The 19,664-nt window shown below is 63.8% G+C and carries 19 protein-coding genes; 13 read left to right on the top strand and 6 right to left on the bottom strand.

The features are described 5' to 3' along the window. Nucleotides 1-82: 82 nt before the first annotated feature. From NATTI_RS0113175 to NATTI_RS0113160, 4 genes are read left to right on the top strand one after another with little or no spacing between them, the layout of a single operon-like run. Nucleotides 83-1,063, top strand: a complete 981-nt coding sequence (locus NATTI_RS0113175) for an ABC transporter permease (RefSeq protein WP_006089933.1) — start codon at nucleotides 83-85, stop codon at nucleotides 1,061-1,063. Then, complete coding sequence (locus NATTI_RS0113170; RefSeq protein ID WP_006089932.1) at nucleotides 1,060-2,028, top strand: ABC transporter permease; 969 nt, start codon at nucleotides 1,060-1,062, stop codon at nucleotides 2,026-2,028. The genes NATTI_RS0113175 and NATTI_RS0113170 overlap by 4 nt, the downstream gene beginning before the upstream one ends. Continuing rightward, nucleotides 2,025-3,101, top strand: coding sequence for an ABC transporter ATP-binding protein (locus NATTI_RS0113165; protein WP_006089931.1), 1,077 nt, complete (start codon nucleotides 2,025-2,027; stop codon nucleotides 3,099-3,101). The genes NATTI_RS0113170 and NATTI_RS0113165 overlap by 4 nt, the downstream gene beginning before the upstream one ends. Beyond that, entirely contained in the window at nucleotides 3,094-4,422 is a 1,329-nt protein-coding gene (locus tag NATTI_RS0113160) for an ABC transporter ATP-binding protein (RefSeq protein ID WP_006089930.1), read from the top strand. Before NATTI_RS0113165 ends, NATTI_RS0113160 begins: the two co-directional genes overlap by 8 nt. A gap of 44 nt (nucleotides 4,423-4,466) precedes the next feature. Here the strand turns inward: NATTI_RS0113160 and NATTI_RS0113155 are convergent, their stop codons facing one another. Next, nucleotides 4,467-6,278 (bottom strand): Rieske (2Fe-2S) protein, encoded by a 1,812-nt coding sequence (locus NATTI_RS0113155; RefSeq protein WP_006089929.1) that lies wholly within the window; start codon nucleotides 6,276-6,278, stop codon nucleotides 4,467-4,469. A 168-nt stretch (nucleotides 6,279-6,446) separates the two neighbouring features. Here NATTI_RS0113155 and NATTI_RS0113150 point away from each other — a divergent pair, with 168 nt between their 5' ends. Beyond that, complete coding sequence (locus NATTI_RS0113150; protein ID WP_006089928.1) at nucleotides 6,447-6,770, top strand: nuclear transport factor 2 family protein; 324 nt, start codon at nucleotides 6,447-6,449, stop codon at nucleotides 6,768-6,770. Between the two features lie 119 nt (nucleotides 6,771-6,889). Here the strand turns inward: NATTI_RS0113150 and NATTI_RS27655 are convergent, their stop codons facing one another. From NATTI_RS27655 to NATTI_RS26785, 3 genes are all read right to left on the bottom strand, one after another. Then, the gene (locus tag NATTI_RS27655) at nucleotides 6,890-7,075 is read right to left on the bottom strand and encodes a hypothetical protein (protein ID WP_081603653.1); all 186 of its coding nucleotides are present in this window, start codon (nucleotides 7,073-7,075) and stop codon (nucleotides 6,890-6,892) included. Between the two features lie 111 nt (nucleotides 7,076-7,186). Beyond that, nucleotides 7,187-8,332, bottom strand: coding sequence for an MBL fold metallo-hydrolase (locus tag NATTI_RS0113145; RefSeq protein ID WP_027119152.1), 1,146 nt, complete (start codon nucleotides 8,330-8,332; stop codon nucleotides 7,187-7,189). Nucleotides 8,333-8,378: 46 nt separating this feature from the next. Beyond that, complete coding sequence (locus NATTI_RS26785) at nucleotides 8,379-8,531, bottom strand: hypothetical protein (RefSeq protein ID WP_193787786.1); 153 nt, start codon at nucleotides 8,529-8,531, stop codon at nucleotides 8,379-8,381. A gap of 106 nt (nucleotides 8,532-8,637) precedes the next feature. On the opposite strand from NATTI_RS26785, the gene NATTI_RS0113135 reads away from it, so the two are divergent. The 7 genes from NATTI_RS0113135 to argS all read left to right on the top strand — a co-directional run bounded on the left by NATTI_RS0113135 (nucleotide 8,638) and on the right by argS (nucleotide 16,103). Continuing rightward, nucleotides 8,638-8,916, top strand: a complete 279-nt coding sequence (locus NATTI_RS0113135) for a hypothetical protein (protein WP_006089925.1) — start codon at nucleotides 8,638-8,640, stop codon at nucleotides 8,914-8,916. Nucleotides 8,917-9,018: 102 nt separating this feature from the next. Continuing rightward, nucleotides 9,019-10,548, top strand: coding sequence for a stage II sporulation protein M (locus tag NATTI_RS0113130; RefSeq protein ID WP_006089924.1), 1,530 nt, complete (start codon nucleotides 9,019-9,021; stop codon nucleotides 10,546-10,548). Between the two features lie 156 nt (nucleotides 10,549-10,704). Continuing rightward, the gene (locus tag NATTI_RS0113125; protein ID WP_006089923.1) at nucleotides 10,705-11,664 is read left to right on the top strand and encodes a succinylglutamate desuccinylase/aspartoacylase family protein; all 960 of its coding nucleotides are present in this window, start codon (nucleotides 10,705-10,707) and stop codon (nucleotides 11,662-11,664) included. A gap of 1 nt (nucleotide 11,665) precedes the next feature. Then, a complete protein-coding gene (locus NATTI_RS0113120) occupies nucleotides 11,666-12,769 on the top strand; it encodes a pyridoxal-phosphate dependent enzyme (protein WP_006089922.1) in 1,104 nt (367 codons plus the stop codon). 67 nt (nucleotides 12,770-12,836) lie between these two features. Then, nucleotides 12,837-13,373, top strand: coding sequence for an NUDIX domain-containing protein (locus tag NATTI_RS0113115; RefSeq protein ID WP_006089921.1), 537 nt, complete (start codon nucleotides 12,837-12,839; stop codon nucleotides 13,371-13,373). A 131-nt stretch (nucleotides 13,374-13,504) separates the two neighbouring features. Further along, nucleotides 13,505-14,185, top strand: a complete 681-nt coding sequence (udk, locus tag NATTI_RS0113110) for a uridine kinase (protein WP_006089920.1) — start codon at nucleotides 13,505-13,507, stop codon at nucleotides 14,183-14,185. 130 nt (nucleotides 14,186-14,315) lie between these two features. Beyond that, nucleotides 14,316-16,103 carry an arginine--tRNA ligase gene (gene argS / locus NATTI_RS0113100; RefSeq protein WP_006089919.1) on the top strand — a complete coding sequence of 596 codons (1,788 nt, stop codon included), beginning with the start codon at nucleotides 14,316-14,318 and terminating at the stop codon, nucleotides 16,101-16,103. Nucleotides 16,104-16,389: 286 nt separating this feature from the next. Here the strand turns inward: argS and NATTI_RS0113090 are convergent, their stop codons facing one another. Continuing rightward, on the bottom strand, nucleotides 16,390-16,923 hold the full coding sequence (locus NATTI_RS0113090; protein ID WP_006089917.1) for a hypothetical protein: 534 nt from the start codon (nucleotides 16,921-16,923) through the stop codon (nucleotides 16,390-16,392). A gap of 321 nt (nucleotides 16,924-17,244) precedes the next feature. Then, on the bottom strand, nucleotides 17,245-18,165 hold the full coding sequence (minD, locus tag NATTI_RS0113085) for a cell division ATPase MinD (protein ID WP_006089916.1): 921 nt from the start codon (nucleotides 18,163-18,165) through the stop codon (nucleotides 17,245-17,247). A gap of 193 nt (nucleotides 18,166-18,358) precedes the next feature. On the opposite strand from minD, the gene prf1 reads away from it, so the two are divergent. Beyond that, nucleotides 18,359-19,618, top strand: coding sequence for a peptide chain release factor aRF-1 (gene prf1, locus NATTI_RS0113080; RefSeq protein WP_006089915.1), 1,260 nt, complete (start codon nucleotides 18,359-18,361; stop codon nucleotides 19,616-19,618). The last annotated feature ends 46 nt before the right edge of the window (nucleotides 19,619-19,664 follow it).

Below are 19,664 nucleotides of genomic sequence, written 5' to 3'. Positions count from 1 at the left end.
AACTGACGCGACCGACTATGATTATATTTCAACGAGCACATATGAGATCACTAGCGGCGGCCGACAGGTCCGGGGGTGAGCGATGGGACTGAGAGCGTACGTCGTCAGGCGGTTCCTCCAGCTTATCGTGACGTTTTGGGCGTTCTTTACGCTGCTGTTCGTTCTCTTCCGAATGATGCCCGGCGACCCGACAGCGATGTTCCTCATGGACGGGATGACGCCGGAGCAACGCGAGCAACGGATCGCCGAACTCGGACTGGATCAACCGATGCATATCCAGTACGTCGACTACATCACGCAGCTGCTCAGCGGCGACTTCGGCGAGTCGTTCATTTACCGGGAACCGGTGATAGACATCATCGTCGTCCGGTTTATGAACACGATCGTTCTGATGGGGACCTCGCTCGTCATCGCCTACCTGATCGGTATCCTGCTGGGTGCCCTCATGGGCTGGTGGCGCGGCTCTCGGTTCGAGCGGACGAGCATCGTCGCGACTCTCGTCGCGCGATCCTCGCCGGAGTTCTGGATCGGAATCGTTCTCCTGTCCGTCTTCGTCTTCTGGCTCGGCTGGTTCCCCTCGAGCGGGATGCGCACGACCGGCGGCGAACTCGGCGGCGGCTTCGTCGCCCGGTACGGCTCGGTCGACTTCCTCCGGCACATGTTCCTGCCGGCGCTGACGGGGGCGATCTACTTCATGGCGACCCCGGCGCTGCTGATGCGGAACACGATGCTGGACGTCCTCAACGCGGACTTCATCGAGATCAAGAAGGCGGAGGGACTGCCCGAACGGACGGTGCTCTACAAGCACGCCGCTCGGAACTCGGTCCTGCCGCTCGTCACGGTCATGGCGATCGCGACGGGGACGGCAATGGGCGGCTCGATCATCATCGAGACGGTGTTCAACTGGCCCGGAATGGGCCGCGAGATGGTTCGCGCGGTAAACAGCAACGACTACCCGGTCGCGATGGCGGCGTTCTTCCTCATGGGATCGGTCGTGATCATCATGAACTTCGTCGCTGACCTGGCGTACGTCTATCTCGATCCGCGGGTGGAATACGAATGAGTACGAAAACACGCCGTCCGACGGACGAAATCGCGAACCGCATCGCGGGTGGCTACGACTACCTGCGCGAGAAATTCGCCGTCTTCGAGGGCGATCGACTCGGGCAGACAGGTCTCCTGATCCTGTGTACGTTCGTCTTCATCGGCATCTTCGCGCGACCGATCGCCGTCGACGTCCTGAACTACACGATTACGGTCCAGCCGTTCTCGCTCGCACCGCACGATCCTGGCGAGATCAACCGCGCCGCAGACAACAGCGCGCTGCGACTCGAGGGGCCGTCGACGACACACCCGCTCGGGACGACGAACATGGGACGCGACGTCCTCTCGCAGCTGCTGGTCGGGACGCGAGTGACGCTGATCGTCGGCAGCATCGCCGCGTTCATGGCGGTGTTCATCGGCACGAACGTCGGGCTCATCAGCGCCTACTTCGGCGGCTGGATCGACGACGTGCTGATGCGGATTACCGACATCGTCTACGGCGTTCCGTTCCTGCCCTTCGCTATCGTCCTCGTGGCGATCCTCGGGAGCAGCATCGTCAACATCATCATCGCGATCGTGTTGATCCTGTGGCGGTCGACGGCGCGGGTGATTCGGTCGCAGGTATTGAGCCACAAACAACGGCCGTACGTCGAGAGCGCGCAGGCGATCGGCGCCGGTCACGGTCGGATCATGTACCGTCACATCCTCCCGAACGTGTTGCCACTCGCGTTCCTCTATGCGGCCTTCGCGGTCGGATGGGCGGTCATCGCCGAAGCCAGCCTCGCGTTCCTCGGCTTCGGTGATCCGAACATGCTCTCGTGGGGCGAGATGATCTACGAGGTGTACAACGCCGACGCGATCCGTCAGGCGTGGTGGTGGGTCTTCCCACCGGGCATCTGCATCATGCTGTTCGTGATGTCGGTGTTCTTCATCGGCCGCACCCTCGAGAAAGTGGTCAGTCCCGAACTCAGGCATCAAGAATGACACTACTCGATATCACCAATCTGAAGACGTACTATCGGGCCGAGGACGGCTGGGTCCGTGCGACCGACGACGTGTCGCTTTCGATCGACAGGGGCGAGACCGTCGGTTTGGTCGGCGAGAGCGGCAGCGGAAAGACGACGCTCGCCAAATCGATCATCCGCCTGTTGTCCGACAACGCCGAGATCGTCGACGGCTCCGTCGAGTTCGACGGCACCGAAATCACGGATCTCACTGACTCGGAGCTGCGCAAACAGATCCGCTGGTCGGAAATTTCGATGATCCCGCAGAACGCGATGAACGGCTTCGATCCCGTCTACACCGTCGGCCAGCAGATCGTACAGGTCATCCGCTATCACGAGGACGGCACGTCGAAAGCCGAGGCTCGAGAGCGGGCGCGGACGCTGTTCGACGACCTCGGGATCGAGCCCGATCGCGTCGACGACTATCCCCACCAGTTCTCCGGCGGGATGGCCCAGCGGGCAATGATCGCGCTCGCGCTCGCGCTCTCGCCGTCGCTCGTGCTTGCGGACGAGCCGACGACGGCGCTGGACGTGGTGATCCAGGATCGCATCCTCGAAACCATCAAGGAGATGCAAGAAGAGCTGAACAGCGCGATGATCATGATCACCCACGACATGTCGGTCGTCAGCGAGACCTGCGACCGCATCGCCGTGGTCTACGGCGGTCGCGTCATCGAAGTCGCCGACGCCGAGACGATCATCACGAATCCTCGACACCCCTACACGCTCGGTCTCCGAAACGCGTTCCCGGACATCAGCGACGACGATCAGGAACTCATCTCCATCCCGGGCACGCCCCCGGAGCTCGTCGATCCGGGCGAGGGCTGCCGGTTCGCTCCGCGTTGCCCGTTCGCAGAGGAGGCGTGCTGGGAGGTGACACCGGAGCCCGAATCGTACGGAAACGGCCACGAGGTCGAGTGCCACCGCGCCGACGAGATAGAACATCTGCAGGCGGAGGCCGGCAAGAAAGAAACCTGGCGCGAGCAGGACCTCGGCCGTCCGGACGAGTTCGAGTCGGATCGAGCCGCCGCGGAGGTGGAGTCCGATGACTGACGCCCTCGAGTACGACTCGGCGGCCGAGACGGACGAAACGTTCAAACTCGAGGTCGAGAATCTCGAGAAACACTTCCCCGTCAACACCGGTCTCGTCTCGCGTATCCTTCACGGCGAGACGAACAAGGCGGTCAAGGCCGTCGACGGCGTTTCCCTCGGAATTCGCGAGGGAGAGGCGTTCGGTCTCGCCGGCGAGTCCGGCTGCGGGAAGACGACGCTCGGCAAGAGCGCGATCAGGCTGATCGAGCCGACGGGCGGGAAGATCCGCTTCGACGGGACGGAGATCACCGACGCGACCGGCAGCGAACTCAACCAGTTCCGTCGGGAAGCGCAGATCATCCACCAGGACCCGTACAAGTCGATCAATCCCCGGTTCACCGTCTACGAGTGGGTCAAAGAGCCCCTAGACGTCCACGGTATCGGTACTGCCGAAGAGCGCGACGCGCGGGTCTACGAAACGATCGAGCAGGCCGGCTTGCGCCCGGCCGACGCCTACGCCCACGAGTATCCGGACGAACTGAGCGGCGGCGAACGACAGCGCGTCGGGATCGCTCGCGCGCTGGCCCTCGAGCCGTCGTTCCTGCTGGCCGACGAACCGGCGAGCATGCTCGACGTCTCGATCAGGGCGAGCATCCTCGATCTGTTCAAGGAACTGCAGACGGAGCTGGGGCTGACGGCGGTCTACATCAGTCACGACCTCTCTTTGCTCAAGCACATGTGCGACCGGATCGGCATCATGTATCTGGGCGAACTGGTCGAGGTCGGACCGGCGGATCAAATTATCAACGATCCGAAACACCCCTACACGCAGGCGCTGGTCTCCTCGGTGCCGCGGATCGACCCCACCGAGGAACGCGAGAAAATCGAACTCGTCGGCGAGGTTCCGGATCCCGTCGACGTCCCGAGCGGCTGTCGATTCCACCCGCGCTGTCCGAAACTCGTCCAGCCGGAGGGGTACGAGATGGACCAGGACCACTGGCGGGCGGTCGCGAACTTCCGCCACGACCTGCTGGCCGAGGACGTGACGCTAGTCGACGACACGGCCGACGAGACCCCCGAGGCGATCCGCGACTCCTACGATATCCCCTCCCAGCTAACGGATCCCGACGCCGAGCGAGTCCTCGCGGACGTGCTCGAGACGGCGACCGTGGGCGACCGCAAAGCGGCTCGAGAGCGCCTCGAGACCGAGTTCGCGACCCCCTGCGAGCGCGGGACGGTCGAGACCTATCAGGTCGAGCCGGATCAGACCGCGAAGTGCGTCCGGTACGACGACGACTCGCGATACGGCCCCGACGGCGGCGGATCGATCGGGAGCGACTGAGGTCCCGACGGATCGATTTTCCGGGCGACCGAGGTCCTGGACGACTACTCGTTTGCTTCGTGAATCGTCTCGCCGCGGTTGAGCCGCGAGGCGATGGTGAACGTCTGTTCGGCCTCCCGACGCGTCGGGAAGTGTGCCGCCATATAGCGAGCGGTTGCGATCATCGGCACGCGCCGCCGCCGCTCGCTTTCGACGGCTGTTCCGGAACCGTTGTCACCCTCGCCCGAATCTGCGAGATCGAACTGCCGGAACGCCGCCTCGAGGTTCTGTAACGTGTGAAAGCCCGAATCTTCGCGCAGGAGTCCGTGACCGAGTGTGCGTTTCAGCGCCGCGGCCTCGCCGTCGCAGTCGAAGAACTCGGCGACGAGTCGTCCGGCCTCGTTCACCTCGCCTTCGGTGTCGAACGTCTCCAGTAGATCCTCGCGGATCGCGTCCGGTTTGCGGCCAGTCTCGTTCTCGCCAACCGCCGGAATCGGCGCGGGCGGGGTGTTGAGGAATCGATCGAGGTAGACGTTGAGTGCAGCGTCGAAGACACTGCGATAGCACTCGACGGCGTCCGTCCGGCGGGCGAACTGGTGGGCCGCGTTCGCGTACGTGAACGTATGATGGACGGTGTTCCAGTCGCTGAACTCGTTCGCGGTGCCGAACTGGGCGACGCGCGTGGCCGCGGCGTGGGCGACTTCGGCGGCGAGTGCTTCGCCCGTCGCTCCCTCCCGGACGGCGTCGGCGAGCGCGTCGACAATGGCTTCGGGATCGTCACCGAGCACGGTGTCCTGAAAGCCGTCCGGAACGGCCCACGTTTCGTCCGCGCCTTCCTGCACGAGTTCCTCGAGACCGCTCGTCTCGCTCACGTCGCCGCCGTAGACGTCCTCGAGCAGCGCGACCAGATCCACCGGCTGTCGCCAGGAGGACCGCTCGTCGCTGCGGCTGGCGGTGACGAGCGGTTCGACGAGGCTCGCGAGCGCCTGGTCGGCGTGGTCCCAGCCGGCGTGTTCGAGGCTCTCGAAGGCCGTATTGGCGAAATCGAGGACGTGGCCGGTCGAGAGGTAGGGGTGATCGGTCGCGCCGGCGACGATCAGTTCGGCGAGTTCGGCCTCGGACCGGCCCGACGCGACCGCAGTGCGAAGACAGCGTTCCGCCCCGTCACGGTCCCGAACCTCGACGCAGTCTCGAAACCACGATTTTAGGCGGTCGAAGGCGACATCCTCGGTCGAAAACGACGGCTGGTCGAAGTGGGGCGGTTCGCCCGCGCAGTCACTCGCGACGTGGCGGACGCCGGTGTACAGCGCTCGCTTTCGGTCCTCGGGTTGGAGGTCGTCGATTACGTTCGCCATGCAGCCCAGAATCGTCAGTCCGGATCCCCAGCCCGATTCCCGGTATCGAGTACCGAACTCGAGCGTCGTCCCCATCGGCTCTCGATACCCCACGCCCGCATCGAGCAGGCCGATCGTCGACTTCGCAACGACGAGTCGGAGGGTCTCCTCGAGACCGGTCTCGAGGCGCTCGGCCCAGTGTTCGTCCGGCGGCAGCTCGCGGGGCGGGTTCGGGTTCACGTAGACGGTGCCGTCCCGGATCTCGGTGGGATACGTCCGGACGTCGTCGGCCCACGGGTCGAAGGTGTCGCCACAGGAGAGTTCGAACCGCGCGTGGTGCCAGTGACAGGTGAGGATGCCGTCGTCGACGGTGCCCTCGACCAGCGGGAACCCCATGTGCGGACAGCGGTTGTTCACGGCCCGCACCTCGCCCTCGTGGGAGAACAGGGCTAGCGGCGTGCCGTCGATACTCACCAGTTCGCGTCCGGTCTCCTCGAGTTCGTCCAGCGCTACGGCCGCTCGAAAGTCATCCGTCGTTGCCATGCGAAGGTTGTTGACACGAGGCGGTGTAAGCGTTCGCTGAACTACGTTCCAGTATGAAGTCTGATAACTCGAGCTGATCGCGGTCGCCCGAGCGCGTTCGCGCGCCGATTCGGCAACGGGACGGCCGAAGTACCACGTTTTTGGCGCTCGCGCCGAAACCATGCGACCATGGACCCGGCCAGCCTCGCCCGGCGGTACTACGACGCGCTCGACGACCACGAGTACGACGCCTTCGAGGAGGTTCTCGCCGCCGATTTTGTCCAGCGCCGGCCCGACCGCACGTTCGAGGACCGCGAATCGTTTGTCCAGTTCATGCGCGAAGATCGGCCGAATCCCGACACCAGCCACGAACTCGAGGCGGTGATCTCCGACGGAGAACGGGCCGCGGCCCACGGACGCGTCCTCGACGGCGAGCGAGTGCTGTTCGAGTTCGCGGATTTCTTCGAGTGTGCGGACGGCCAAATCGTCAGACTCGAGACTTACTCGCGGTGATGCAGCGGCGCTCTTCGTGTCGTTTCAACGGGGACCTGAAAAAGGGGAACTGTAGTAGCCACTGAAAGAACTGGACACCGCGATCGCAGGACGGCGTTGCAATCGGTGTGGATATCGTTTCAGTGGCTACCATTGGAGAGTTGTACCCAGTAGATGTGTCCGTTCGAGCAGGTCACTTTCGTCTGCTCACCGAACGCCGCGACGGAAGGATTGGATATCGCTTCGACATCGTCGCGGCGGATTGAAACGGTCGTCCGGGACGTACACACCGGACATTCGACCTGTCGTATTGCGGTTATCTGCACGAATCGTTCACTGTGATATACTATGTCACTATCGTATATAATCCGTTCTCAGGAAAGTCGACCGTTCGGTGCCGTTGATCGCCGTCATCGACGCCTCAGGTCGATGAAAACTCAGGCCGAGCAGTTGTTCGGCCCCAACTCGAGTTCCGTCCGCTCTTCCGGCGGGCTCTCCGTTACCCCACGGTTCAGGTCGATGATCTTCTCGTAGTTCGCGGGCTTCTCGCCGGCGTCGGCCATGCGTTCGACAAAGGCGTCCTCCTCGAGTCCGAGCAGGTCGATCCCCGTCCGCGCGTCGCGAACGGTCGTCGCGATCGGTTCGCCCGGTGTGCCGTGTTCGAACTCGCCGTCGGCAGTGACAGTGACGTGACCCGGCAGGACGGTGATTCCCTCCGGTTCGGCCAGCAGGGTTCGATGGACCGACTCGTAGAGCATGCGAGCGCCCCTTTCGCCCTCGTCTTCACTGAATTCGAGTTCCGTCCGGCCCACCGACTCCGTGTGCAGCGTATCGGCGGTCAGCAGCGCCGCGTCGTCGACGAGCAGGGTGAGCATCTCGCTCGTGTGCCCCGGCGTGACGACGGCCTTGACCTCTCGTTCGCCCACCTGGAGTACCTCGTTTCGCTCGAGCGGCGTGAACGAAACCTCGACGCCGCGTTCCGTGGCGCGCTCACCGAGGTAGTAGGGCACCTCGAGCCGATCGGCGAGGTCGCGACCGCCGGAGATATGATCGGCGTGGACGTGCGTGTCGATCACGCCCGTAATCGAGAGTCCGGCCTCTTCGGCGGCGATCTCGAACTCGTCGACATCTCCGGTCGGATCGACGACGACGGCCTCACCCGTCGACTCGCAGCCGACAACGTATCCCAGACAGCCCTTGGCGCGCCGCTGGATCTGGACGATCGTCGGTGCGTTGCCGCCGGCGTCGATCTCGACGTGGTTGTAGACGCCGCTCCACCCCTTCATCCCGCCGTCGACGATATGAACGTCGTAGGCGTCGGTGGCCGACTCGAGTTGGGTCGCCAGATTCCCGGAAGAGATTGCCTTCGCGCAGATGGTGATCACGCGGTCGGCGTCGCCGACCAGATCCTCGAACTCCTCGAGGCGGCCGTCCAGTTCCTCCTCGGGACCGAACGGGAAGTGCAGCGCCCCGGAGATGTGCCAGGCCTCGTAGCTGTCTTCGGGACGGGTATCGACGAGGGTGAACGCCGCGTCGTCGTCGATGAGTTCCGCGAGTCGATCCGCAGAGAGCGTCGTAACCATATTCGTCCGTACGCCGCCGCGCGACGTAAGGTTCAGCATGGCGGAGTCACCGAATCGACATATAAACCCCACCATACAGTGGCACCATCAGCGCCTGTACGCCGACGCTTTCCTGACGCTGGGCGCACTGGCGGCCGGCCGGATCCTCGGCGTGGACCGCTGCATCGAACAGCACCCGATCGTCGAGCGGGTACCGCAACTGCGGGATCTCCTCGGCAGATCGTAAGCGGACAAATACGGTAGTATCGACTCGAGGCCGATGTCACAATGATTACGTTCGCTCGAGGATAATCCGGCTGCAACGAATGTCATCGATTCGCCGCATACTGAGGGGGCTGCTGGCCAGCGTCGTCGGAATCGTCGTCATCGGACTCCTTGCGACCATCGTCTTCACCGTCGCAATCTTCGTCGTTTCGACCGGTGCCGGTCTCGCGGGCTACGATCCGAGCGCGGATTTCGTCGTCCTCTCGGCCGCACTGGTCGTCGTCTCCGTTATCCTCACCGGGGGGTTCACTCCGCGGCTCTCGGGTGGGAGTTCGGAGGACGACTCGAGCGATACGTTCGACGACCGAACGTTCAACTGAGCAGCGGGTCGACGAGTGGCCTCTCGGCGGTGCCGTAACGCGATGTTCTCCGCTCCCGACCGATAGAGGTTCATTTATTTGATAGACGAACGATGTCTCCGTATGTCCCTCTCTGACTCGGTCACTGCCGCTATCGCCGCGCTCCGTCGCCGGCCGTCGGATCTCCTCCCGTGGTACGTACTCGGGGCTGCCGTTCCCGCGATCGTCCGTCTCGTTCCGTTTCTTGCGGTCGCCATCGGATTCGTCTACCTCGAGACCACCGGCCGACTCGCAACGATTCAGGACCACTTACAGGGAATCGAGAGTCAGCCACCGGATCCCGAGGCCGACCAGGAGGCGTTCGACGAGTGGATGAGCGGCTTCGAACCCGTCTTCGAGCAAGTGCTCACACCGGGAATAGCCGCGCTCATCCTCGTGACGATCGTGCTCTCGGTCTTACTGTTTCTTATCATCTTCCCGATCGTCAGCGCCGGACAGCTCACCGCCTGTAGCGCCCGACTGATCGACAGGCGCGGCCTGACGGCTGGTATCGCTGGTGCACGCCGCTACTGGCTGCGATTCCTCGGTCTGTACGTACTCGAGTTCTTGGCGTGGATCGCGGTATTGCTCACGATCGGAACGATGGTGTTCGTCGTGGCCGTGATCGCACTGGCGGCGACCGGAGCAGGGGTGATCGCCGGACTGATCGCGCTCGTGGCGGCACTCGTCTTGCTCGTCGCGCTCGCAGCCGTGCGAGCGCTGTTCGCGTTCGCACCGGTGGCCGTCGTCGTCGACGACGCGACTGCGCTCGAATCGCTCTCCAACACCCTCGCGTTCGTCCGCGCCCGACCGATCGGCGCGGGGTTCTACTACGCCGTCTCGCTCGGAACGGTGCTCGCAATCTCGGCCGTTTCGGGCGTGTTGTTGCTCGTCGACGTGATGACGTTCACGTCGCTCGTCACCGCCTTGCTCGTCTTCCCCTTCCTCGACCTCCTGAAGACGGCTCTCTACAACGACTACCGCAAGCGCCTGCGACCGCCAGCGAAACCGGAACGATCGGCTCGGGGACAGTTCCGAGCCGGCGCTCGCCGCGGCTGGGATGAGATGGTCGCGTTCGTCCGCGCAACGCCTGGAACCCACGCGCTCGTCGTCGTCCTCGCGTTCGCCAGCTTCTGGGTCGGCTGGGAGGCCGCCGAACCGATCGCAGGAACCCTCGAGACATCGATCTCTGCTCGCCTCGAGGGTCACATTCCGCCGGCGGCAGCGCTGGAGTTCTTCGGGAACAACTGGATGGTCGCGCTGACGACGGCCTTCTCGGGCGTCGCGCTCGTCCTCCCGGCCGTCGCCTCGCTCCTGTTCAACGGCGTGTTCATGGGCGTCTACGGCCGAACCGAGGCCGAACCGATGGAGCTTCTCGCGTTCGTAATCCCCCACGGCATCTTCGAGATTCCGGCCATCTTCATCGCGACGGCGGTCGGCATCTGGCTGGGACGTATCGGCTGGCGGGCGTTCCGAGGCCGAGCGACGCGAGCCGAGTTCGCGGACGCGCTCGAGCGCGCGTTTTGGATCCTGGTCGGCGTCGGCATCCTGCTCGCGATCGCGGCGGTCATCGAGGGCTTCCTGAGTCCGTACTACTTCCGATTGTTCCTCTGAGAGCGTCGAACGCGTCTCGTCGCTGACCGCCCGCTCTCGTCGTCGGCCGAGCCGAGGTGAACTGACAGATAGCCATCCCGAACGACGGCCGTTCGAACCCAGTGCTTGCTGGTGGACACCGAACCAATAAAGACGAACGGGTCCGTCTGCAGGCACATGACGACGACGCTCGGAACGGCGAGCGCGGCTCCCGGCGAGATCGACACGGGTCGTCTCGAGGTCGGGGAGACTCGGGACGGGTCGCCGTTCGGTCTGCCGGTCGCCGTAATCAACGGTGAACGGCCGGGAAAGACGCTGTACATGCAGGCCGCGAGCGACGGGGACGAACTCAACGGGATCGGCGTTATCCAGCGCGTCGTTCCGAAACTCGACCCCGCGGAACTCGCGGGGACGATCCTGATCACCGGGATCGTCAACTACCACGCCTTTCAGATCGCGGAACACCGCAACCCGATCGACGACACGAAAATGAACCGGGCCTATCCCGGCAACGACACCGGTACCTCGAGCGAGCGGATCGCGGCCGCGACGTACGAGGCGGCGACGCGAGCCGATCTGATCCTCGATCTTCACCAGGGATCGACCAGCCGAATGATCGACGAGGTCCGAGTTCGCTGTGGCAAACGCCATCGACTCCACAGGGACTGTCTCGAACTGGCGAAGGTGTTCGGCTGTGGCCACATTTTAGATCAGAAGGGACCGGACGGCCAACTCGCCCGTGCGGCACCGGACGAGGGAATCCCGACCGTCGACCCCGAACTCGGCGGAGCCGTCGGCTGGGACGAGGCGAGCATCCAGAAGGGGGTCGACGGCGTCTTCAACGTCCTCACTCACTACGGCTTTCTCGACGGGAGCGTCGATATCGAAGCGCAGACCCGCGCTCACGGGTTCGAACAGTACGGCGCACCGAGCGGTGGACTCGTCTCGTTCCGAAAGGACCTGGGCGATCGGATCCGCAGCGGCGAGACGCTGTTCGAAGTGACAACCCCCTTCGGCGAACCGAAAGCCGAGGTGACAGCCGACAGCGACGGAATTCTCTGGCGCACGCGACGACTCCCGCAGGTCGCCACGGGCGAGTACATCTGCTCCGTCGCCACTGACATCGACGACTACTAACATGCCTGCAGATCTCACCTGTCCGAACTGCGACATCGTCTACGAAGCCGGACCGAACGAGCCGTGGCGCTGTAACTGCGGCCACGCCCTCGAGTTCACAGAACGCCCGCATCCACAAGGCGACCCGCTCCCACTGCACAGCTTAGATACCACCGACGGACTCTGGACGTTCTTCGAGTTCCTGCCGATCGAGAAACACGTAACCTTCCACGAGGGCTTTACACCCCTCGTCGAGGCCCCCGAGTGGGACGCCCAGTTCAAACTCGAGTACGTCTTCCCGACGGGATCGTTCAAGGACCGCGGGGCGACGACGACGCTCTCGCGAGCGGTCGAACTCGGCGTCGACAAGGTCATCGAGGACTCCTCGGGGAACGCCGGGGCCGCCATCGCGACCTACGCGGCCCGCGCCGGAATCGAGGCGGACATCTACGTTCCGGCGGACGTCAAGCAGTCGAAGCTGATGACGATCCAGCGGGCTGACGCGCGTCCGGTTCGGATCGAGGGAAGCCGACAGGACGTGACCGACGCCTGTATCGACGCTGTGGAGGCCGGTGAGGGCTGGTATGCCAGCCACGCCTGGAACCCCGCCTTCTATGCGGGTACGATGACGTTCGCGTTCGAAATCGCCGCCCAGCAGGGCTGGACCGTCCCCGACGCGGTCGTGCTCCCGATCGGTCACGGGACGCTCTTCCTCGGTGCCTATCGCGGCTTCTCGCTGCTCGAGGAAGCTGGAATTACCGACGGTATGCCCCGACTGCTCGGTGCACAGGCGGCGGGCTACGCACCGATCGTCGACGAACTCGGCGGCGCGACAACCGACGAGGACGGTGAGGGTACGGACATCGCAGACGGTATCAAAATCACCGAACCCGCTCGCAAGGACGAAATTCTCAGCGCCATCGAGGCGACCGACGGCGACGCCATCGCGCTCGGCTCGGATCCCGTCGAGAGCGCGCTCGACCGCCTTCATCGCCGCGGATTCTACGTCGAACCGACCTGTGCGGTCGCGCCCGCAGCACTGGAGAAGTACCGAGAGATGGGTGTCCTCGAGGACGACGCGGACGTCGTCGTGCCGCTGACCGGAAGCGGACTCAAGACGCTCTAGCTAGCAGTTCGTTGACTGGTCTCGGATTGAAAACGCTTTGATACCCCCGGTGCGGACACCATCGTAGATGGTCAGCCGTCCAGCCGAGTTCTGTCCTCACTGTGGCACGTCTCTCGAGACGACCGCGTTCGACGGCCGCGAGCGCGAGCGCTGTCCGACCTGCGAGGACGTGGTCTGGCACAACCCGGTCCCCTGTGCGAGCGTTGCCGTCGTCGATCGGTCGGGCGAAACCCCTGCAGTGCTCTGCGTCGAGCGAGCCGTCCCGCCGGGCGTCGGTGACTGGACGATCCCCGGTGGCCACATGGAGATCGGCGAAGACCCAGAGACCGCAGCGGTTCGCGAACTCGAGGAGGAGACCGGTGTCGTCGTCGATCCCGGTGCGCTCGAACTCCTCGACGCGACGACGATGCCACCGCGGGACGGCAAACACGTGCTGACGGTTCACTACGTCGCGGATCGGGCCGACGCAACGGGCGAACCGACGGCCGGCAGCGACGCGAGTGCGGCCCGGTTCTGGTCGCCAGCCGAGTTCGACGCCTCGGAGAAGACGTTCCGACCGATCCACGAGCAGCGGTTTCGCAACGCTGCGGTGTGGTTCGAGTGACGGTTAGCGAAGCTGTGGCGTGATTCGGTAGCGATCGCGCGAGGCTGCAGTGTGTCATCGAAAAGACACTGTCTCAGCCGACTCGACTCGAGATCAGGGGATTCAATAGCGATCCGACCCAGCATCGGACGATGAGCATACCGTCGTTCGTCATCGGGATCGCCGGCGGGACGGGGGCCGGGAAGACGACCGTCTCGCGGACCGTCGCCGAAACGGTCGGCGAAGCGGTCACCCGTATCCCGCTCGACAACTACTATCAGGACCTCTCGCATCTCGCCTTCGAAGAGCGAGCGGACATCAACTACGATCACCCCTCGGCCTTCGAGTGGGAACTCCTACAGGAGCACCTCAACAGCCTGCTCATGGGTCAGGCGGTCGAGATGCCCCAGTACGACTTCGAGATCCACAACCGCAAGGACGAGCGCGTCACGGTCGAGCCGACCGACGTGATCGTCCTCGAGGGCATTCTCTCGCTGTACGACGACGACATCCTCGAGATGCTCGATCTGCGGGTGTACGTAATGACCGACGCGGACGTCCGGATTCTGCGACGGATCGAACGCGACGTCATCGATCGCGGGCGAGATCTGGAGGGTGTAATCGAACAGTATCTCGGGACGGTCAAACCGATGCACGAGCAGTTCGTCGAACCGACAAAGAAGAACGCGGACGTTATTATTCCCGAGGGCGCGAACCGGATGGCAGTCGATCTGCTGATCGAGAAGGTACAGGCCGAACTCGTGACCGACGGGACCAAACCGGAGCCCGAACTCCCCGCCGAACTCTCGTTCGACGGATCGAGGACGGAGTGACCGGCGATCCAGCAAGCGAGTGACGAGCGACCTCGAAACGGAGACGGTCCATCTCGAAACGGAGACGAACGATCCCGCGACGCGAGCGAAACCCGACATTCCTTTACTCGAGCCCTGAATACGAGCGGGTATGTTCCTCTCTTTACGCGTGGAGGTCGAGGCCGCCCTCGAGGGGGCGCTCTCCGAACTCGAGTTCCCGACTGACGACCTCGGGATCGAAGAACCGCCGGAAGACGTCGAGAGCGTGCTCGCCTCGAGCGTGGCATTCCGACTCGCCAGCGAGGCCGGCGCGCCGCCGCCGCAGGTCGCCGGCCAGATTGCCGACGTGATCGACGCCGACGAGCTGACCTACGTCGCCGAGATCCAGACGCAGGGCCCGTATCTCAACTTCCTGCCGAGCGACGCCTACTTCGCCGAGACGCTAACGGCCGGCACGGACGAGTCCTACGGCGCGCTCTCCGACCGCGAGGAGAGCGTCGTCGTTGAGCACACCAGCGCGAACCCGACGGGGCCGGTTCACGTCGGCCGCGCGCGAAACCCGATCATTGGCGACGCCGTCGCGAATCTGCTCGATATCGCCGGCTACGATGTCGACCGCCACTACTACGTCAACGACGCGGGTCGGCAGATGGCCGTCTTCACGTGGGCCTACGAGACCTTCGACGAAGAGGATCTCGACGGTGAGCCGGAACGCGACCGCATCGAGTACGATCTCGTGCGCTACTACCGGAAGGGCAACGCCTACCTCGAGAACGCCTCGGAGGCCGACCGCGAGGCCGCCGAAGCCGAAATCGAGTCGATCATGCAGGGGCTCGAGGCCGGTGACGAGTCGGCCTACGAACGCGTCAGCGAGGTCGTCGATCAGGTGCTCTCGGGGATGAAGGGCTGTCTCGAGCGCCTTCCCGCCGAGTTCGACGAGTTCGTCAAGGAGACGCGGTTCATGCGCAACGGCGACACCGACGACCTCGTCGCGCGCCTGAAAGAACTCGACGAGGCCGTCTACGAGGAGGACGCCTGGCAGCTCGACCTCGAGGACCAGGGCATCGACAAGAATCTCGTCTTCCTGCGGTCGGATGGTACCTCGCTGTACGCGACCCGCGACCTGGCTCACCACGAGTGGAAGTTCGAGGAGTACGACCGCGCCGTCACGGTACTCGGTGAGGATCACAAGTTGCAGGCCCGCCAGTTGAAAACGACGCTCGAACTCCTCGACAACGACACGAGCGATCTCCGGCAGGTGCTCTACTCCTACGTCAACCTCCCCGAGGGGAAGATGAGCACGCGTCGCGGCACCGGCGTCGACCTCGACGACCTGCTCGACGAGGCGATCGACCGCGCGCGACAGGAAGTCGAGGACCGCCTGGACGACCGCATTCGCGACGACGATCTGGACGAGGACGATATCGAGCGAATCGCCCACCAGGTCGGCATCGGTGCCGTCCGGTACGACATCGTCTCCAAACAGCCGACGAAAGCGATTACCTTCGAGTGGGAGCAGGCCCTCGACTTCGAGGCCCAGTCGGCGCCGTACGTCCAGTACGTCCACGCGCGCTGCTGTGGTATTCTAGAGGAAGCCGGACTCGATCCCGAAACCGGTCTCGCGACGCAGGATATCGAACTCGAGTCGCTCGAGGCCGACTTACTCGCGACCGAGGCCGAGCGTGACCTGCTCGAGACGATCGCCCGATTCCCGGCGGTCGTCGACGAGGCGGCCGACGATCTCGAGCCCCACCAGATCGCGACCTACACGCGCACGTTCGCCGACCGGTTCAACGGCTTCTACCGGGAGTGTCCCGTGCTGGCCGACGATGTCGATCCCGAGATCCGCGAGGCGCGACTCGCGCTCGTGGCCGCCTCGAAACACACGGTCGCGAACGCGCTGTCGATCCTCGGCGTCGAACCGCCGCGCTCGATGTAACAGTAGTTTCCTCGCAGTTCGAGGATCGGTCGCGGTACTCACGGGAGTCCCCGTTCGGATGGGGGCCTCGGGGTTCGGCCGCCACACTGCGTGCCGTCGATCGCGGCTACAGCGCTCGCGACCGATCAGAACGCTACGTCGGTCGCCGGTACCAGCCGTCGAGTCGTCACGATGGAGTACACGCGGGCCGTCGACGGACCGGCTCGGCCGGTACTCGCCGCTAGTCGGGTCATCGTCCGAAAAAGTCGAGTCGCCGTATCTGGCCGCGAGTCGCTCGAGCGCTCCGTCACTCGGCCGTCTGCTTGACCTTGTAGTAGAACTCCTCTTGCGAGAGTTCGTTCTGGAGGTAGCTGATGATCCAGTCGACGCTAACGTAGAACGCGGCGACCGTCGTTTTGTCGTGTTCGATGATCCACTCGACGGTCTTGATTTCGGCCACGAACGCCTCGGGATCGACGACCGCGTCGTCGTGGTCGTCCGCGATGGATTCCAGTTCGGCGTACAGTTTCTCGTGGTCGGTGATCTCCGTCTCGACGAGGACCTCGAGTTTGTCGCCTTTCTTCTCGATCGCTTTGACCGATATCACGTCGCTGTCGACGTCCAGTTTCTTCCCGTCGAAGCCGGGCACGTCGTCCGTGTCGGTTCCGTCGGTGTCGTGGTCGCCGTTGTCGTCGCCGTTTTCTTTGTCGTTTCCGTTGGGATCCGGATCGGAGCCGTCGTCATCGTCATCCGATCCGTCACTTGTTTCGCTACCGGAACAACCAGCCAGTGCGGTTGCGAGCGCTGCGCCACTGCCGAGGAGGATTTTTCGTCGCTCCATGGCCGAACCATCGATAACGCATATGATTAGTAATCAGTTCGTTATAGTCTGCAGCGCGTGATGGTGGGTGAATACCAACGGAAAACGGCGGAACAGCCGGTGTAACGTGGCCTCACCGTCGAATCAAGAAGAAACCGTTCCGGATGGCGGTCATTACTCCGTTCTGTACAGACTAACTGGACGGAATGTCGTGATTTCGAGACGGTCGCCGTTGCCCGTCTCCCAGCGGTTTTCCCGGTGATACGATCGGACAGGAGCCCCTTACTGAGAGATCGGGACCGTTCGTGAGCGTGAAACCGAGCGAAAATCCAGATTCTGCGCTTAGCTATCCGACTCCGCCTCGGTGATCGCACTCGAGACATCGTCGTGAGCCGCCTCTCGACCGCCGGAGTCGTCGTCGTCGGCCGTCGAACCGTCACTCGAGTCGACAGTGTCCGTGTCGGGGTCGATATCGTCGTCGGACTGGTCGATATCGCCGGGCGACTGGTCGCCGTCGGACTCCACACTCGGTTCGGTCGCAGTGGTCGGAATCTCGATTCCCGCCAGGTCGGCCGCGAGCCGTTTGTAGGCGGTGGCGGCCGGCCCGTCGGGACGGTAGACGACCAGCGGCGTGCCGGCGTAGACGCTCTCGCGGGCCCCCGGATCCTCGGGAATCGTTCCGAGCAGCGGCGTCTCCAGTCGGGCGGCAATCTCGTCGTAGGAGACGTCGCTGTCCGGTCGGGTTCGCGTGAGGACGAGTCCGGCGACCGCGCCCCCGGCGCGTTCGGTCAGCTCGAGGGTCTTCTTCGAGTCGTGGATGGCCGCGGGCTCGGGCGTCGAGACGAGGATGACCGCGTCGGCTAGCCCGAGCGGGAGGACGGTTTCGTGGCTGACACCCGCGCCGACGTCGAGAAAGACGTAGTCGAACTGATCCCGAAGCTCCGCGACGACATCGCTGAGCCCCTCGGGAGAGGTGTCTGCGTACTCGTCGAGGCTGGTACCGCTCGGTACCGCAACGATGTTCTCTGTGATTCTGTAGGTGGCGTCGTCGATCGATGCGCCACCGGACAACACGTCGTGAAGCGTCGTCGAGTCGGGGGACAGGCTGACGAACCCGGCGAGGTTCGCCATTCCGAGGTCGGCATCGACGACAGCGACGCGCTCGCCGGCCTCCGCGAGGGCCGTACCGAGGTTCACCGTCGTCGTCGTTTTGCCGACGCCACCTTTCCCGCTCGCAATAGCATAGACCGTCTCGTGAGACATACTCAAGTACTGTACGGACTGTAGAACGGGAGCACCTTAAATCGTCACGTCGGCACGCGAGTTGTGTCCCGCTATCGATGCGATAGTGACACAGTCCTGACCGCAATCGCCCCGGATTCGCTTCCCGCCAGTCAGTATCACGTCGACAGGTGTGTCAAAGGATTCTTACCCACAGCACCGTTTTGTACGGACAATGAGCCAGGAGGGCGAGCAGGAGCAATCCGACCGGAAAAAATACGAGTTCCGGAAGGTCATCGAGGATCTCAAGGACTTCGACGGCTCCGGGACACAGCTCGTAACGATCTACGTGCCCGACGATAGACAGATCAGTGACGTCGTCCAGCACGTCACGCAGGAACACAGCGAGGCGGCCAACATCAAGTCCAAGCAGACCCGGACGGCCGTCCAGGACGCGCTGACGAGTATCAAGGACCGACTCCGGTACTACGACACCTACCCGCCGGAGAACGGACTCGTCCTGTTTTCGGGTGCGGTCGACTCCAGCGGCGGCCGAACCGAGATGGTCACTCGAGTCCTCGAGAGTCCGCCACAACCCGTCGAGTCGTTCCGCTATCACTGCGATTCGGACTTCCTGACGGAGCCCCTCGAGCACATGCTCGCGGACCAGGGCCTCTACGGCCTGATCGTCCTCGACCGACGCGAGGCGAACGTCGGCTGGCTGAAGGGCAAACGCATCGAACCCGTCAAATCCGCCTCCTCGCTCGTCCCCGGCAAGCAGCGAAAGGGTGGCCAGTCTGCCCAGCGATTCGCTCGTCTGCGACTCGAGGCCATCGACAACTTCTATCAGGAGGTGGCCGGCATGGCGAACGACCTGTTCGTCGCCAAACGCCACGAGATCGATGGCATCCTCGTCGGCGGTCCCTCACCCACGAAAGACGAGTTCCTCGACGGCGACTATCTCCACCACGAGATTCAGGACAGCGTGATCGGTAAATTCGACGTCGCTTACACCGACGAGTCCGGCCTGAAGGATCTGGTCGACAACGCCGAGGAGGCGCTGGCCGACGCCGAGGTGATGAAGGACAAAAAGCAGATGGAGGAGTTCTTCAAGCAACTCAACGCGGGCGACCTCGCGACCTACGGCTTCGAGCAGACTCGGCGAAACCTCGTGATGGGGGCGGTCGATCGGCTTCTGATCAGCGAGGACCTCCGGAAGGACGTCATCACCTACGACTGCGGCGAGTGTGACAACACCGACCGCGAAGTGGTCGATCGCCGGAAGAATACGCCCTCGCACACCTGTACCGACTGTGGCTCCGACGTCGAGGCGACCGAGGAGGACCGCGAGGACGCCATCGACCACCTCATCGAGATTGCCGAACAGCGCGGTACCGAAACCAAGTTCATTTCGACGGACTTCGAGAAGGGCGAACAGCTCTACAACGCCTTCGGCGGCTTTGCCGGCATCCTGCGGTACAGTACCGGCGTGTAAAGCTCGATCAGCCTCCTGATCTGTGACTCCGTGACTTGGTCGTCGA

It is taken from the genome of Natronorubrum tibetense GA33, assembly GCF_000383975.1.
GTDB classification, from domain to species: domain Archaea; phylum Halobacteriota; class Halobacteria; order Halobacteriales; family Natrialbaceae; genus Natronorubrum; species Natronorubrum tibetense.
Note: the sequence above shows the minus strand (reverse complement) of the source record. Positions and strands in the feature narration are given on the sequence as shown.